Source organism: Streptomyces sp. NPDC049970 (genome assembly GCF_040660235.1).
GTDB lineage: Bacteria > Actinomycetota > Actinomycetes > Streptomycetales > Streptomycetaceae > Streptomyces.
In genome coordinates this window covers 25,649-42,044 of the sequence record NZ_JBFALP010000020.1, presented here as the reverse complement: position 1 = coordinate 42,044, position 16,396 = coordinate 25,649, and the positions used below count along the sequence as shown (strand labels likewise).

Below are 16,396 nucleotides of genomic sequence, written 5' to 3'. Positions count from 1 at the left end.
GCCCTTCTGTCCGTCTACCGCTCCGCCGCGGCCGACCGGTAGACGGACAGGGTCCCCGGGAGCGCCGCACACGCGACGCGCGCGGCCTCGAGTTGCTCCGGGTGTCCGGCGGCGCCTGCGTCCAGCAGGAGGCCGAGCATGGTCCCACTGTGCGTGCACACCACACCGGGCGCGCCGATGCCTCGGGCGATGCGGGTCATGGCGTCGAGGTTGCGTTTGGGCAGTCGGCACTGGTTGAGGACCGCGCTGCGCGTGGTGACGGCTCCGACGGCGTCCAGGTCGGCAGCACGGACGGCGAGGGCCAGGTCACCGAGGAGCCGCGCGTAGTCGTCCCTCGATCCGGGCGGGACGTGCGGGGAGCGGCGGTTGTGGGAGACCGTGTCGAGCTGTCCGCCCTCGTCGACGGCCACGACGGTGACGGGCGGCAGCGCGCCGAGGAGGGCACGGAGCCGGACGGCTCGGTGCTCGAAGACGACGATGCCGGGATGCATGACCCCGTCGGTGGGTTCGACGGGGCGCAGCCAGTCCTCGACCGCGGCCGGCGAGGTGTCGAGGCCGAGAGCGGCGCCGACGCCGCGGGCCGTGGCGACCAGGTCGGCGGAGGAGCTGGCGAGGCCCTTGCCGACGAGCAGGTCGCTGTCGAGCAGGAGGGTGCCTCCGCCGCCGGCTCCGTGCGCGTCGAGCATGGCCCGCGCCAGTGTCAGCGACTTGGTCTTGTGCGCGGGGTAGACCTGCAGCGGGCCGTGCCGGTCGTAGCGGAACCGGGCCCGGCTGCCGAGGCTGATGGGGAGGGTCACGAGGAAGGCCGTGCCGTCGGGCAGGACGCCTTGGAGGAGTTCACCGAAGGTGCCGCGGGCGGCGCCGGTGCCCTCGTCGATGTCCACGGCCGTCCGGCGGGCGGCGGCCGTCGGCCCGCTCACGCGCTTTCACGCACGGTCACGGGGGTGTCGAGCCTCCGGGCCGCCTCGGCCCGACGGGTGGCGCGGCGCGACCACTCGGCGTCGAGCCGTCGGAGTTCGCGCTCCTCGTCGGCGAGCAGTTCCCCGACCCGGTCCGGGTGGGCGGAGCCCGCCGAGCGCTTGGCACGCAGCCCGCGGTCGATGTCGAAGGACTCGGCGAGCAGTAGGTCGGCCGGTTCCGCCTCGTGGCCGGACTCGGCGGCGCAGGCCCGCAGCAGTTCCGGGTCGGGACGATCGGCCCGCAGTCCCTGTTCGACGGCCCGTCTGACGTAGCGTCCGGCGACGATCTGGGCGGTGCGCCAGGGGATGCCGCACTCCAGGGTGAGGCGGTTGGCGAGAGTGAAGCCGCCGAGGTGGTCGTCGGCGCAGGCGGTGCGCATCCGGTCGGTGCGGTAGGTGACGCCGGTGACGACGGCGTGGGTGAGCCGCAGCAGGGAGCGCATGGCCACGGCCTGGGTGTGCAGGTGGACGCCGGTCTCCTTGGACACCTCGACGGTGTTGCTGTAGGGGGTGTTGCGCTGTCCGGCAGTGAGGTCGCCGGCGCGACCGACGACCTGGGCGCAGCGTCCGCGGATACGTTCGAGGACGGGGAAGTTGCGCTTCTGCGGCATGGCGGCGGAGATGCCGGCGAGGTCGTCGGGCAGGTCGAGGAATCCGAAGCCGCTGCCGCCCCAGGTCATGAGGTCGGTGGTGAAGCGGCTCAGGACGGCCGCGTGTCCGGCGAGGTCCGATGCCATGGAGGTGGTCCAGGTGCGGGAGGCGACGCCGACCAGCGCGTGCGGCTGGACGCGGGCGAAGCCGAGGTGGTCTGCGAGCCGGGCGCGGTCCCAGGGCAGTTCCTGCCCGGCCATGGCTCCGGAGCCCAAGGGGCAGGCGTCCGTCTCGTCGTAGGTGTGGAGCATACGGCGCAGTGCGCCGTTGGTCTCGGCCGCAAGGGCTGCGAGGTGGTAGCCGGGGGTGATGATCTGGGCGGCCTGGCCGTGGGTGTAGCCGGGCATGGGCGTGTCGGTGTGGCGGGCGGCGAGGGCGGTGACGGCCCGTCCGAGGTCCAGGAGGTCCGTCGCGACGGCGGCGAAGTCGGTTCGGGCGGCCATGAGCTGGGCGCAGACCTGGGCGTCGTTGCGGCTGCGGTCGACGTGCCAGGCGGCGAACGGAGGGGTGGGGCCGGACTGTACGTGGTATTCCAGCGCGAAGGAGATGTCTGACATGTTCCGCCGGGGGTCGGCGCGTATCGCGTCGGCGTCGAGCGAGCCGAGGCGGGCGTCGAGGGCGGCAGCTCCGGGAGCGTCGACCAGTCCCATCCGCAGGTACTCGCGCAGCAGGGCCCGTTCGATGGCGACGTAGTGGGGCAGCAGGTGCGCGGCTTCGTGGGCGAACTGCGGAGCGAGCACCTCCTCGTTCCACACGTCGCTCGGTGTGCCGTCGATCCGTCCGGTCACCGCCATGCTGTCCTCCCGGGAGGGGTGCGTTTCAGTGCGGTGGCGAGTCCGGCCACCGTCGGGTCGGCGAAGAAGGTCCGCAGGGTGGGGCGGCCCTCGTGCTCCGGGGCGAGGCGGGCGAGCAGGCGCAGGGCCTGGAGCGAATGGCCGCCGGCGGTGAAGAAGTCCTCGTGGACGTCGACGGCGTCGGTGCCGAGCAGGGACCGCCAGACGGCCGCCACCCGTTCCTCGGCCGCGTCGCGCGGCGCGGTTCTCGCGGGGGCCGCGGCCGGGGCGGGGGCGGGGCACGGGGTGTGCCGGGGCACGGTCCCGGGGAGCAGCGCGGAGAGTCGGGTGCCGGGTGCGTCGAGGAGGGCGGCGAGCAGCCGGAGGTAGTCGGCGAGCAGCCTGTCGGCCGTGGAGCGGTCGAAGAGGGCGGCGTCGTAGACGAGGCGGACGCCGGTGCCGGCGACGTCGAGGAGGAGGTCCTCCTCGCAGGAGGAGACGGGCGGGCCGAGGCCGCTGGCCGGGGTGTGGTTGAAGGCGAGCTGGTAGAGGGGCGGCACGCCGGGCAGGCGGGGTGCCGGGAGGAGTGCGACGAGGCGCTGGAAGGGGATGTCGTGCGGTTCGTCGGCGCGGACGGCGGTGGTGGTGCGGCGGACGAGTTCGGTGCCGTCGGGGTCGCCGGAGAGGTCGGCTCGCAGGACGCGCATGTTGACGAAGGTGCCGATCATGGAGCGGGTCGCCGGGTCGCCGCGCCCTGCGACGGGCAGGCCGACCGCGAGGTCGTCGGCGCCGGAGTGGTGGTGGAGCAGTGCCGTCCAGGCGGCGAGGAGCATCATCGCGGGCCGGGTGCCGTGAGAACGGGCGGCGCCGGTCAGGGTGGCGGTGACAGCGGCCGGCAGGGCGGTGCGCACCTCGGCTCCGAGGAATGTGCGGGCGGGCGGGCGCGGCCGGTCCAGCGGCACGGCGTGCACGGGCGGCAGTCCGTAGAGCCGGGCCCGCCAGTGGGGGGCGGCAGGGTGGGTGCCGGTCCGCCGGCGTTCGCGCCGTGCGTAGGTGCCGTAGCCGAAGGACAGCCGGGGCAGGCGGGGGGCGCGCCCTTCCTCGGCGGCGGCGCAGAGTTCGGTGAGTTCTGCGTGGACGTTGAGGCCGGAGGCGCTGTCGTACACGGTGTGGTGGGCGGCGAACACCACGGCCCATGAGCCCTCCCCCAGCCCGAGGACGGCGGCGCGCCACTGGGGCGCCCGGTGCGGGTCGAAGGGGCCGCGGGCCAGCCGGGTGCGCAGCGAGCGGCGTTCCTCGATCTGTGCCCCGGGGTCGTGCGCGCTCAGGTCGAGTACGTCGATCCGCGGCTGCGGGCCGGGGTGGACCTCCTGGCGGAGCCGTCCGTCCACGGTACGCAGGACGGTGCGCAGGGGTTCGTGGCGGTCCATGAGGACGTGCAGGGCGCGCACGAGGTCGTCGGCGGTCACGGACGCGTGCAGGAGGAACTCGTCGACGGCGCAGTAGGTCGGAGGGTCGTGCGCCAGGCGGGAGGCCAGCCAGGCGCGTTCCTGGGCGTAGGTCGCCGGCGCGGTGACCGTTCCGGCCGCGTCGTCGGGGGCGGTCAGGCCGTCCTGGACGGTGGATCCGCGACGCGTCACGAGAGTGCGCCGTCGTCGAGTGGCAGGACGTGGCCGGACAGTCGCACCGGGTCGCCGAGGACGACGGCGATCTCCCGGTCGCCCTCGTACGGTTCGCGGGCGTGGGCGGTGCGGATGTTGTCGACGAGGAGGACGTCGCCCTCCTGCCAGGGCTCGCCCACGGTGAACCTGTCGTAGACGGCGTTGATGCGCTCGACCGTGTCTGCGGTGACGGGGGTGCCGTCGCCTGCGGCGGTGTCGAAGGGCAGTCCGTCGGGGCCGTACACGTCGGTGAGGTACTCGCGGATCGCGGGTTCGAGGGTGAGGCCGTTGAGGAATGCGATCTGGTTGAACCAGCAGGGGACCTTGGTGCGGGGGTGGGCCACGACCGCGGCGCGGCGCTGGCGGGTGACCAGGCTGCCGTCGGGAAGCCATGTGTGGGCGACGGCGGACCGGGCGCAGTAGGCGTCGACCGAGGTCCGGTCGGTGCTGCCGAACGCCTCCTGCCAGGAGAGGCCCACGTCGTGGTAGGCGCGGCTCAGCAGCCAGCCGTGCTCGGCGAAGGGGGCGGTGAGGCCCGGCGGCAGCGCGGCGAGGACCCGTTGGGAGTCGGCGACGGTGGTGCGGCCGCCGGTGGGTGCGGTGAGGCACGCGAAGAGCAGGGTGCCGGGGACGGTGGCGGCGTGGCTCAGCTCGTGGTGCATGCACATCGGGTCCTCGGCGGGCCAGTGGCTGCCGGAGTACACGCCGGGTGCCGGCGCGGTGCGGGGCGCGAAGCCCTCCCGTTCCGTCAGCGGTTCGATGCCGAGCGCGGCGGCGACGCGCGCGACGTCGGCGTGGGTGCGGGCGCCGACGCCGCGGAGCATGACGGCGCCGGATGCGGCGAGGGTGTCCAGGGCCGCGGCGCGGTGCGCGGTGGCGCGGGCGGCGGGGTCGGGGTCGGTGGTACGGGCGTCGAGGACCGGGAGGGGTGGCGGGCTCTCGGCGGCGCGGGCCAGGGCTGTCCTGGGGGCGGGGTGGGCAATGGAGGTCTCCGGGGACGGGGCCGACCTGCTGTCCAGCAGTGCGGCGACGCCGGCGACCGTCGGGGTGTCGCCGAGTTCGGCGACGGTGACCACGCGTTCGAGTTCGATGACGAGACGGATCGCGGACAGCGAGGTGCCGCCGAGGTCGGTGAAGCGGCTGTCGCGTCCGATGCGTTCCTCCGGCACGCGCAGCAGCCGGGCCCATGCTGCCGCGACCCGCCGTTCGGTGGCGGTGCCGGGCCGCGACGCGGCGGTGCCGTCGGCCTCCCGGGGGCTCGCGCTCTCGCGTGCGTGTGCGGTGAGGGCCTTCTTGTCGATCTTGCCGTTGCCGGACAGCGGGAGTTCGCGGACGTGGTGGAGCCGGGGCGGCACCATGTAGTGCGGCAGGTAGGTGCCGAGGACCCGTGCGGTCTCCTCCTCGTCGGGAGCGTCCTCGCCCGTGTAGTGGGCGACGAGCTGAGGGTCGTCTTCGGTGCCCGCGACGACGACCGCGCCGTCGCGGATCCCGGGGACCTGGAGCAGGCGGTCCTCGATCTCACCGATCTCGATGCGGAATCCGCTGATCTTCACCTGGGCGTCGCGCCGGCCGAGGTACTCCAGTTCCCCGGAGGGGAGCCGCCGGCCGAAGTCACCGGAACGGTAGAGCCGTTCGCCGGGGCGGAGGGGGTCGGCACGGTAGACGGCGGCGGTGCGGTCGGGATCGTTGACGTAGCCGCGGCCGACGCAGACACCGGCGATCACGATCTCGCCCGGGGCGCCGTCGGGGACGAGGTGGAGCTGTTCGTCCATGACGTAGACGCGGCAGTTGCGGATGGTGTCACCGAGCGGCACGGAGCGGTGGTCCGGCACGGCGCGCATGACGCCGTGGTGGGAGTCGTCGCTCACCTCGGTGAGCCCGTAGCAGTTGACGAGGGGGACGCCTGGAAACCTCTCGAACCAGCGGCGGACCAGCTCCTTCTTGAGCGCCTCGCCGGTGACGGCCATGACACGTACGTGCGGGAGGGTGGCGCGGTCGCGGGCGGCTTCGGCGAGGACGAGTTCGAGGTAGGTGGGGACGAGCTGGAGCACCTGGACACCGTGGTGGTTGACGAGGTCCACGAAGCGGCCCACGTCGAGCACCGCCTCCTGCTCCACCAGCAGCGCGCGTCCGCCGACGAGGAACGGCGAGACGAGCTGCCACAGGGAGATGTCGAAGCACTGGGGTGCGGTCTGCCCGACGGTGTCGCCCTCCTGGATGCCGAGGTCCTCGATCTTGGCATACAGGTGGTTGAGGAAGCCGTCGTGCTCGCACATGGCGCCCTTGGGCTCACCGGTCGACCCCGAGGTGAAGTACACGTAGGCGAGTTGGCCGCCCGCCACGGCGACTGCGGGGTCGTGTGTGGGGCCGTCGCCGTGGACGAGGTCCCCGACGCTCATCCGGCGGACCGCGCCACGGCCGTCCAGGGCCTCGTCGAGTGACGGCACGCAGGGGTCGGCAAGGACCCAACGGCATTCGGCGCGGGTGAGGGTCCGCGCGATGCGCGAGGCGGGGAAGTCCGGCTCCAGTGGCAGGTAACAGCCACCCGCCTTGAGAACGCCGAGCACCGCGGCGGGCCACTGCGCGTGCCGTTCGGTGACGACGGCCACGGCGTCCTCCGGGGTCAGCCCCGCACGCAGCAGGGCCCAGGCGATCCGGTTCGCCTCGTCGTTGAGTTCGCGATAGGTGCGGGTGGTTCTCCCGTGCACGACGGCCACGGCGTCGGGATGCTTCTGGACACGCTCCTCGAAGAGTTCGTGGAAGCGGCGGCCGGGCAGCGGGCGCACGGGGCCGGCGCCGCGTGCGACGACGGCCTCGGCCTCCTCGGGCGGCAGGAGACCGTGTCGGGTGTGCGGCTGGTCGGGGTCGTCCGCCATCAGGTGCAGTGCGCGCAGTTCGTGGCGGGCGAGCTGCTCGGCGGTCGTGCCGGCCGTCTCGGACGCGTTCGCCCAGGCCTCCTCCGCCCCTGCGCGTCCCTCGTCGGTGCCCATCAGGCGCACCAGGTCGCTCCAGGTGGCGTCGGGGTCCGGCGGGGCGGTTCCCAACAGCACCGAGGCGACCTTCAGACGTACGGCGAGCCGTACCGCGGCAGGATCGGCGGCGCACACGTGGGCGAGGGCCGCTGCGGCGTCCTCCGGGCGGGCAGGCGCCGCCGGCGGGCCGGCGAGCGGGTCGGGTGCTGTTTCGCGCATCGGGTCGCTCCTGCTGGTCGGTGAACCTGTGTGCGGACCGGGCGGGACGCTCAGGCCAGGTAGTCCTCGGCGCCACCGGTGCGCACCGTGTCGAGGGTGAAGCAGTGGAACCCGCCGCCGAAGAGGCGCCGGTGCCGGTGCCGGACGGGGACGACGGTGAAGCCGTGCTTCTCCAGGGTGGCCACGAGGGTCTTGCAGGCGTCGTTGACCATGACGGTGTGCTCGTCGACGGAGAGCACGTTGAGGTCGATGTAGGGACTGGCCGGGATCGGGTCGTCGTTCTCGTACTGCGGGTAGTCGTCGACGCCGGGCGGCGGCGGGACCACGATGTCCCAGCCGCGCAGGGCATCGGGCAGGTAGTCGACGACGCCCGGGTCGCGCAGCAGTAGCGTGCCGGGGCGCAGCGGGACCACGACGGAGTCGATGTGGCTCTGGGTCAGCCGGTCCATGCGGTGCACGCGGAATCTGCCGTCGAGGTGGCGTCGCAGCCAGTCGAGGGCGAGGACGTGGTTGGCGTTGGAGACGTTGACGATCAGGTCGCGGCCCAGCCGGAGGCAGTTGGCCCCGTCGATCATCGGCTCGACGCCCACGTCGAACGGCGAGGCCTGCGGGTCGAGGGGGACCTCGATGTTCGGGGCCGCGTGGGCGACGTTGGCGGGGTCGAAGGAGTGGTCGGTCATCATGGGGCGCGGCATGGCAGTCCAGCGTGCACCGTTGCGGAAGTACTCCAGGAAGACCGGCTTGAGGAACTGTGTCTCGAAGTAGCGGTCGTGCAGCATGGGCGGGGTCTCGATGATCTCGTCGCCCATGATCAGGGTGTTGTCGCGCAGGTTGAGCGGCGGTGTGACCGCGGCCTCGAAGGCGGGAGTGGCGACCCGGTTCGTCTCCGGGGGGAGCCGCAGGGGCCGGTGCACCGTGACGCCGAGCGCGGTGAGCTGCGCCGCGATGCCTTCCACGTCCTCGACGAGTTCGCCGAGGAAGTGCTCCTTCTGCGCGAGCCGTTGCGGCGCGTTGCGGTTGCGGCGTTGCTCCCCGTCGCGCCAGGTGGACAGGGACGGGTAGTAGCCGCGGGCCCCGGAGAGGTTGTCGCTGATGAACATGTCGAACGACATGTCGCGCACCCGGTCGAGGTAGCCGTCCGCCGAGCCGAGGACGACCTCCTTCAGGGGGGTGAAGTCGTCGTAACTGTTCAGGCGCATCGGCGGGGCCCTTTCGTGGGGCGTCGGGGGGTGACGGCCCGGGTGCGGTGAGCGCGCGTCATCCCGCGGCCTCCCGGGTGAGGAGGGCCGCGAGGCGCCGCACGCCGGTCTCGATCCGGTCGGGCTCCAGGTAGCTGCACGAGAGCCGGATCTGCCGGTCTCCGCGGTCGGTGAGGGAGAACTGCCGCATCGGTGCCCACAGCACGCCGTAGCGGGACGCCGAGACCTCAAGGAGGGCGTCGTCGGCGGGTACGGGCAGCTCGACGCGGACGAAGAAGCCGCCGGCCGGGCGGTGCCAGGAGATCCCGGGCGGCATGCCGTCGGTCAGGTGCCGGTCCAGGGCGTCGGTCAGCCGGGCGAGGTTGGCCCGGTAGCGTGCGGCCTTGCGGCGGGCCAGCGCCCGGAGGGAGCCGCCGTGTTCGAGGAGCAGACCGCCGACGACGGCCTGGGACAGCGGCGGGGTGTTGATGGTGACCATTGTCTTGAGTTCGGCGAGTTCCCGGGCGAGCGACCGTTCACCGGCGCTGTGGCCGACGCGCTGGTCGGCCACGGCGTAGCCGACGCGGGCGCCGGGGAACCCGACCTTGGCAAAGGTGCCGAGGTGGACGACGCGGCGTCGGGTATCCAGGGCCTTGAGGCCGGGCAGGGCGTCGTCCTCGGCGGCGGTGAAGGCGTAGGTGTTGTCCTCGACGAGGAACAGGTCCTCTCGCTCGGCCAGGTCGAGCAGGGCGTGCCGTGCGGCGAGCGGCATGCGAGTGCCGCCGGGGTTGGAGAAGTCGGGGGCGACGTAGCAGGCTCGGATGCGGCGGCCTTCGGCGCGGGCCTGCCTGCATCGGGCGGCGAGGTGGCCGGCGTCGAGTCCGGACGGGCCCTCGCGGACGTCTGTCACGGGGATGTCGAGGAGCCGTGCGGCCCCGACGATGCCGGGGTAGCACGGGTCGGCCACGGCGAGCAGGTCGCCGGTGTCCCGGTACAGCGCCCGCAGGGTGAGCAGCATGGCCTCCTGGGCGCCCACGGTGATCACGACGTCGTCCGGGGCGGCGTCGATGCCCTGGTCGGTGCGCAGTGCGTCGGTCACCAGGTCGTTGATGAGGCCCTGGGCGGGTCCGTACGCGTAGAGCGTGCGCTCGGCCCGGGCCGGGTCGAGGCCGCGGACGGTACGCAGGTGGGTGAGGAAGCGCTCGGTCAGGGCGTGCGGGTCCAGGCCCTGGACGAAGTCGGGGTGCGGCGCGCCGGGGGCGAAGGAGATGGCGTCGGGGTGGCGGTCCATCACCTCGTTGAGGAAGCTGATGGCGCCGAGCACCGGGTCCCGGAGGGAGCCGTGCAGGTCCGCCGCGTAGAGGTCGGGGGCGTCGTTCATGTGCGGCTCCCCCGGGCGGCGCGCCGCCGTTCGCGCTCCTGCCAGCGGCGTTCGACCTTGTCGAGGACGTCGGGGGCGTAGGCGCGTTCCGCCTGGGCGAGGGCGAACTCGGCGAGGTAGGCGCGGAAGTGGTCGAGGGATTCCTCGGCGAGGGCGAGCATCCGCCGGTTGGCGGCGACCGCGGGTGCGGAGAGGGCAGCCACGGCGCGTTCCACGGCTTCGTCCATGCGGTCGGCGGGCACGACCTCGTCGAAGACGGTGGCGGCCTCGGGGTCGGTGGTGGCGATCCGGCGTCCGCCGAGCACGACCTGCCGGGCGAGGCGGGCTCCGGTCTGCCGGGTGAGCCGGAGGTTGCCGGCACCGGGCACGATGCCCTCCTCCGCGGCGGGGAGGCTGGCGTAGGCGCCCTCCTCGGCGACGACGTGGTCAAGGGCGAGGAGGAGTTGCATGCCGCCGCCGATCGCGAAGGTGTCGACGGCTCCGATCCACGGCTTGGTGACGCCGCGTTCGCCGCCGGCGCCGGGGGCCGGGTCGGTCAGCAGGCCGTGGAGGAGCTTGTTGACGTAGCCGAGTTCGCGGCCGAGGAGGAAGCCGACCAGCGGTATCCGGCCGTCGCGCAGGTCGGTGAGGTCGACACCGGCGCTGAAGACGCGCCGTCCCCGGTGTGCGGGGTGGTCGGTGACGCAGCCGCGCAGGACGCCGACGCGGACCCTGTCGTCGAGCAGGACGAGGTCGACGGCGGTGTCGAGGTCGGCGATGAGCCGGCTGTTCTCAGCGTTGAGCCGGCGGGGGTTGCGGAACTCGACGTGGGCGGCTGCGCCGCGGCGTTCGACGTGGACGGTGTCCAGTTCGACCCGGCCCTCCGCGCGGAAGCGGTCCAGGAGTTCCAGGGCGCGCGGGGTGGGTCCGAGCATCGTCTCCACGAGGTGCCGGCCGGCGACGGGCGAGCGCAGGACCGCGCCGCAGAAGCGGCCCTGGTCGATCTCGCGGCCCTCCTTCTCCGCCTGGACGTGGCGGAGTTCGGCGGCCATCTGCTCGCGGGTCGGCACCAGTCCGGGCACCCGGTACGCGGCGGCGTCCACAAGTTCCGGCAGGCGCGGGCGGCGGTTGAGGCCGTCGGTGAGCAGGCCGTAGACGGTGTCGGTGTGCCGGGCGAGGAAGGCCCTCCGTACGCCGCGCACTTCGGCGTGCACGGTCGCGGCGCGGATCCTCTCCTCCCGGGACCTCGCCGGGACCGGCGGCAGGGCCGTGAGGGCCCGTTCGGCCGCGGCGGCGTGCTCCGCGAGACGGCCTGCGTCGTGGTCGAAGCCACCGCAGAGGGGGCCGGGGGCCGGGGGCGGGGCGTCGGTGGGTACCGGAGCGGGTACCCCGGTGGACGGGGACGGGCAGTCGGTCATCGCGCCGCCTCCGGGTGCTCCGGGCCGCTGTCGGAAAGGCGTCGCAGCTCGCGGTCGCAGGCTGCCAGATGGACACCGAGCGCGTCGTCGTACTCGGCGGACGCGGCCTCCTCCAGGAGCCGCCGTCGGATGCGGGTCTCCCGGTCGGAGAGCCGGCCGCGCAGGACGGCCGCGGTGTGGACGGCCTCGGTGAGGTCCTCACTGACCTGGTCGACGATGCCGAGGTCCGTGGCGTCGTGGAGTTCGACGGCCGAGTCCCACAGCACGATACGGCGGGCGCGGGCCAGCCCGATGTGCTGCACGAGCCGGTACAGGGTCATGCCGGGCCAGAAGTGCCCCTCGTTGACGGGCAGCAACAGGCGCAGGTCGGGGCCCGCGATCCGGTAGTCCGCGGCCAGCAGCAGGTCGAGCACCGGTCCGCCGCACGTGCCCTCGACGACGGCGATGTTGACGTGGTCGAGCCGTTCCAGCCGGCGCAGGGCCCGCTCCCAGCGCTTGACCTCCTGGATGGACACCGCGCCGGGCCACTCCCGGGGCTGGAGGGGCGACGGGGTGAACCACAGCACCACGACCGCCCGTTCGCGCAGTCCCCCGGCCTGTTCGCAGACCGCGTCCAGCGCCGCGGTCAGCGTCGGCAGCGGACTGCCGCCGTCCAGCCGGACCAGGATGCCCAGTTCCTCGGGCAGCGCCGTCCGGTCGGGTCCGGTCCTCACGGTCGCACCAGCTCCCTTCCTCACCAGCGCACCAGGGCCGTCTCGATGGTCGAGCCCGGCCCCATCGTCATCAGGACTCCGAGGTCGCCCGCCACGGCGGACTTCTCGTCACGCAACCGCTCGTAGGAGAACAGGAAGGATCCGCTGGAGAGGTTGCCGTGGTCGCGCAGCACCCCGGTGGTGTGCCGCACGTCGTGCCGGGACAGTTCGAGGTTCACCCGGATCGCGTCGATGACCTTCTTGCCGCCGGAGTGCACCACCCAGTGGGTGATGTCCCCGGTGCGCAGTCCGGTGCCGTCGAGGAGGCGGAAGACCGCGGTCTCGGCATGGGCGCCGACGACGTAGGGCACGTCGGCGTCGAGGTAGAAGCTGAACTTGGCGTGCGCGTCGTCCCAGTCGTAGCGCATCGCGGCGACGGCCTCGGGGATGATGTGGCTGGTGAACCTCAGCAGCTCCGGACCGGACGGCGGCGCGCCGGGGTCCGCGGGGGCTCGGACGGCGACGGCGGCCGAACCGTCCCCGAACAGACTGTTGACCACCGAGGAGCGCATGGTGCCGTCGAAGACGTAGGCGGCGGAGCAGGCCTCGACACAGACCATGAGGGCGAGTTCGCCGGGGTGGCCGCCGACCCAGCCCGCGACGGCGTTGAGCGCGTTGAGCCCGGCGTTGCAGCCCATACCGACGACGTCGAGGCGCTGGCAGGAGGGGTGGATGCCGAGTTCCCTGATGAGCAACGCGGACAGGCCGGGGGTGAGCAGCCCGGTGGAGGTGACGCAGCACAGGTAGCGGATGTCGGCGAGCTCCGCCCCGGCGTCCGCCAGACAGCGTTCGACGGCCTCGCGGCCCATCCGCAGCCCGGTCTCGGTGTGCTTGCGCAGCAGGTCGCCCTGGGATTCCTCGACGGGCTTCCCGTCGGGGCCGATCGTGGGCAGGCTCAGGTTGCGGCGCTCGATGTTGCCGCCGAGGAAGACGGAGCGGATGCGCCGGTCGGTGATGCCGAAGGTGTCCAGGACCTCCCGCTGGGTGTACGAGACGGGCGGCACCGCGGTGCCGACTCCGACCAGTGCCGGGGTGCCGGCGGCTGTTCGCTCCTCCGGACGCCCGGGAGCCCGGTCGGCCGGCTGCTTGGTTCCGCGCACGTTTTCCTCCGTGGGGCGCGTGGTCCGGTGGCGATGGCCGAGGGGGCTCGGGGCACCGCACCGCTGCTCGCCGTCGTCGCACGACGGCGGTGTGGCCCGACGGGCCCGGCCAGCCGGCTCGCTCAGTAGCCGATCTTGGCGTTGATGCGGCGCGGGTAGTACCGCTCGTCGCCGTTGCGCCGGTACTCGGGCAGACTCGGGGTGTCGCTCGACGGCAGGTCGCCGTTGACGGTGACACGCTGGCCGCGGCGGTGTTCCTGGTAGTCGTTGATGGCGATGTGCTGGGTGACGCGGTTGTCCCAGAGGGCCACGGTGTGCGGGTCCCAGCGGTGCCGGAGGGTGAAGGCCGGCTGCTCGGAGTGCTCGAACAGGTGCTGCAGGACGGTGTCGCTCTCCTGCCGGGTGAGCTGCGGGATGTGCGAGGTCCACATCCGGGTGACGTAGAGCGACTTGCGTCCGGTGACCGGGTGGACGCGCACGACGGGGTGCTCGGCGGACATCTCGACGACCGGCGGGATCTTCAGGACGTGGACGGCGGTGAGCCCGTCGAGCATCGCGCGGAAGGGCTCGGAGAGCGTCTCGTACGCCCGGTACTGGTTGCTCCACATGGTGTCGCCGCCGGCGGAGGGGGTGTCGATGAGGTGCAGGATCGACGCGATCGGCGGGCTGGGACTGAAGCTGACGTCGATGTGCCACTCGTCGGCCTTGCCGCCCTTGTCGGGCTGGATCACCGTGATCTCGGGGTGGCCCTCGAGCTTGGGCAGGAAGGGGTGGACCTCCACCTCGCCGAAGCGCCGGCCGAACGCCACGTGTCCCTCGGGGGTCAGCTTGTCCTGGTCCGGGAAGAAGAGCACGAGGTGCTCGAGCATCAGCTCGTGGACGCGGTCGAACTGGGCGTCGGTGAGGCAGTCCAGGTCGATCCCGCGGACCTCGGCGCCGAGGGCGCCGGAGACGCGGCGGATGTCGATGCCGTCGGCGGGCGGGGTGGTGGTGGGGGCCTGCGGTGCTGCGGACGTGGTCACAGCGGGGTCTCCTTCGAGGCGCGGGGGCGGGGCGACGCGTCGGCGGGCAGCCGTGCGGGGGTCAGGGCCGGGCGCCCGCCGTTCCGCCGTGCAGCCAGTCCAGGAACGGCTTCGGGGCGAGGGCGCCGACGCGCTCGTGGTAGGCGTCGAGGTCCGCCTCGGTGAGGACGTCGCGGGCGCCCCCGGAGCGTCCGGCCCGGAAGAACTTCACGGGGTCCGCGAGGATCTCCTTGTCCGGCGCCAGCCGGGCGGCCCGGCCCTTCATCTCGTCGAAGGTCGCCGCGCGCACCAACTCCGGCCGGACGGCCTCGTCCACGGTGATGCCCAGCCACTCGGCCAGCTCCGCCAGCTGGCCGTCGAGGTCGGTGCACAGGTCGTCGTAGTGCATCAGTCGGACGTTCGGCTCCTCCCGCCGGGTCCAGGCGTCGAGCGGGTGGTGGAGCTCGGCGGCGGCCACGTCCTGTTCCCAGGCGTCCGACTCGCCGGCGCGGCACCAGTTGAGCAGGTACTCGCGGGCCGGCGGAAGCGTGAGGGACGCCGGTCCCTCGTACTCCGGGGAGTCCTCGCTGTTGAAGGCGTGCAGCCACTCGGCGCGGACGTTGGAGGCCTGGTGGTACATGGACAGGGCACGGTCGAGCGGGTGCCGGGCTACGACGATGTAGCTGACGCGCGGATCGAGCGGGAGCCCGTCGAGCGGGACGTGCGTCTTGAGGACGCGCCGGTGCTCCTGCGCGGCGAGCTGCGCGTACATCTGGTCCTGCGGGGTGAAGAGCTGGTCCAGCCACGGCGACAGCGTCGACAGCGGCTCGGGGAGTTCGGGGGTCTGGAACACGAGCAGTGCGCAGATCATCTGCACCCAGGTCGTGCCGGACTTCGCCGGGCTGCTGACGACGATGTCGCCCTCGCGCAGCGGGAAGTCGTCCCAGCGTGCGCTGTCCTGTTGCGGCGACCTGTACCGGCGCGGCGCTGGGGTCAGAGTCTGTTCGGCCATGGCGACATCCCTCACAGGGAACGGAGAGGCGGCGGTTTCGGTCACAATCTGCCGTGGGGGCCTTCGCACGGCATCCACGTTCGCCACAGTTACGCGTCCCAGGTGACCGGGAGGCTCTTCACGCCGTAGACGTCCGCGATCTCCGCCTCGGGGCGCAGGGCGATCTCTTCGGCGGGCACGGCGAGGCGGAGGGTGGGGAAGCGGTTCGCCAGGGCGGGGAACGCCACCTTCATCTGGACGCGGGCCAGTTGCTGGCCCAGACACTGGTGGATGCCGTGCCCGAAGGCGATGTGGGCGCCCTCCTGGCGCCGCAGGTCGAGGACGTGGGGGTCGGTGAACCGGTCGGGGTCGCGGTTGGCGGTGTTGTAGGACAGGATCAGCGAGGTTCCGGCCCTGACGGTGTGGCCGCCGAGGTCCACATCCTCCAGCGCCGTCCGCATGAAGGTCTTGCCGACGCTCAGGTAGCGCAGCAGTTCTTCGACGGCCGGGTCGGTGAGTGCGGGGTCGGCGCGCAGGGCGGCGAACTGCTCGGGGTGGCGCAGCAGCGCGAAGGTGCCGAGACCGATCATGTGCATCGTGGTGTCCAGTCCGGCGGCGAGCAGGAAGAGCGACATGCCGACCAGTTCCTCGTCGGTGAGGTCGCCTTCGGTGAGTTCGCTGAGCACGTCGTCGGTGGGACGGGCGCGTTTGGCGGTCACCAGAGCGCCGAGGTGGGTGCGGGTGGCGTGGTAGGCGGCGATGAGGTCGTCGCGGTCGGACTCCAGGTCCCGGAAGGCGTCCACCTGCTTCTGGAACGCCGCGCGTTCCCCGTGCGGGACACCCAGCAGTTCGCAGATGGTGACGGCGGGGATGGGTTTGGCGTACGCGGTCACCAGGTCGGTGGGCCCGCCGGCCAGTTCCATGGCGTCGAGGTGTGCGGCGGTGATCTCCTCGACGCGTTCGGTGAGCAACCGCATGCGCCGCACGGTGAACTTGCCCATCAGGGGCTTGCGGTAGCGGCTGTGGCGGGGTTCGTCCATGAAGAGGAACTCGCCCGGGGGTGCCGGTTCGAGCTCGACGTCGCCGTGGTCGACGGTCGGGTGGCGCAGGAGCTCCCAGCGGGAGCTGAAGCGCCGGTCGGCCAGCACGGACCTGACGAGGTCGTATCCGGTGACCAGCCAGCCGTCCACGCCGCCGGGGAAGACGTAGCGGCTGATGGGGCCGTGGCGGCGGGCTTCGAGCAGTTCGGCCGGTGGGTCGAAGGGCCGGTCGGGCCGGCGTTGCGTCGGCATGGTGGTGACGGTGTACAGGGGCTCGCCCACGGCCATCCTCGTCTCGCAGTGGCTTGCTGTCGGCCGGTC

At 72.9% G+C, this 16,396-nt stretch carries 12 protein-coding genes; all 12 read right to left on the bottom strand.

Going from position 1 to position 16,396, the window contains the following annotated elements; genetic code table 11:
* Positions 1-14: 14 nt before the first annotated feature.
* Positions 15-920, bottom strand: a complete 906-nt coding sequence (locus AB0I83_RS26820; RefSeq protein WP_363306442.1) for a kinase — start codon at positions 918-920, stop codon at positions 15-17.
* Complete coding sequence (locus tag AB0I83_RS26815) at positions 917-2,404, bottom strand: lyase family protein (protein WP_363306441.1); 1,488 nt, start codon at positions 2,402-2,404, stop codon at positions 917-919. Before AB0I83_RS26815 ends, AB0I83_RS26820 begins: the two co-directional genes overlap by 4 nt.
* Positions 2,395-4,023, bottom strand: a complete 1,629-nt coding sequence (locus tag AB0I83_RS26810) for a condensation domain-containing protein (protein ID WP_363306440.1) — start codon at positions 4,021-4,023, stop codon at positions 2,395-2,397. The genes AB0I83_RS26815 and AB0I83_RS26810 overlap by 10 nt, the downstream gene beginning before the upstream one ends.
* The gene (locus AB0I83_RS26805) at positions 4,020-7,235 is read right to left on the bottom strand and encodes an amino acid adenylation domain-containing protein (RefSeq protein ID WP_363306439.1); all 3,216 of its coding nucleotides are present in this window, start codon (positions 7,233-7,235) and stop codon (positions 4,020-4,022) included. Before AB0I83_RS26805 ends, AB0I83_RS26810 begins: the two co-directional genes overlap by 4 nt.
* Positions 7,236-7,285: 50 nt before the next feature.
* On the bottom strand, positions 7,286-8,434 hold the full coding sequence (locus AB0I83_RS26800) for a glycine amidinotransferase (protein ID WP_363306438.1): 1,149 nt from the start codon (positions 8,432-8,434) through the stop codon (positions 7,286-7,288).
* 58 nt (positions 8,435-8,492) lie between these two features.
* Positions 8,493-9,794 carry a PLP-dependent aminotransferase family protein gene (locus AB0I83_RS26795; protein ID WP_363306437.1) on the bottom strand — a complete coding sequence of 434 codons (1,302 nt, stop codon included), beginning with the start codon at positions 9,792-9,794 and terminating at the stop codon, positions 8,493-8,495.
* Positions 9,791-11,191, bottom strand: coding sequence for a (3,5-dihydroxyphenyl)acetyl-CoA 1,2-dioxygenase DpgC (gene dpgC / locus AB0I83_RS26790; protein ID WP_363306436.1), 1,401 nt, complete (start codon positions 11,189-11,191; stop codon positions 9,791-9,793). The genes AB0I83_RS26795 and dpgC overlap by 4 nt, the downstream gene beginning before the upstream one ends.
* Positions 11,188-11,904 (bottom strand): enoyl-CoA-hydratase DpgB, encoded by a 717-nt coding sequence (gene dpgB / locus AB0I83_RS26785; RefSeq protein WP_356536403.1) that lies wholly within the window; start codon positions 11,902-11,904, stop codon positions 11,188-11,190. The genes dpgC and dpgB overlap by 4 nt, the downstream gene beginning before the upstream one ends.
* A gap of 20 nt (positions 11,905-11,924) precedes the next feature.
* A complete protein-coding gene (gene dpgA / locus AB0I83_RS26780; RefSeq protein WP_363306491.1) occupies positions 11,925-12,968 on the bottom strand; it encodes a 3,5-dihydroxyphenylacetyl-CoA synthase DpgA in 1,044 nt (347 codons plus the stop codon).
* 197 nt (positions 12,969-13,165) lie between these two features.
* A complete protein-coding gene (locus AB0I83_RS26775) occupies positions 13,166-14,065 on the bottom strand; it encodes a TauD/TfdA family dioxygenase (protein ID WP_363306435.1) in 900 nt (299 codons plus the stop codon).
* Between the two features lie 61 nt (positions 14,066-14,126).
* On the bottom strand, positions 14,127-15,056 hold the full coding sequence (locus AB0I83_RS26770) for a sulfotransferase domain-containing protein (RefSeq protein WP_363306434.1): 930 nt from the start codon (positions 15,054-15,056) through the stop codon (positions 14,127-14,129).
* 89 nt (positions 15,057-15,145) lie between these two features.
* The gene (locus tag AB0I83_RS26765) at positions 15,146-16,357 is read right to left on the bottom strand and encodes a cytochrome P450 (RefSeq protein ID WP_363306433.1); all 1,212 of its coding nucleotides are present in this window, start codon (positions 16,355-16,357) and stop codon (positions 15,146-15,148) included.
* Positions 16,358-16,396: the final 39 nt, after the last annotated feature.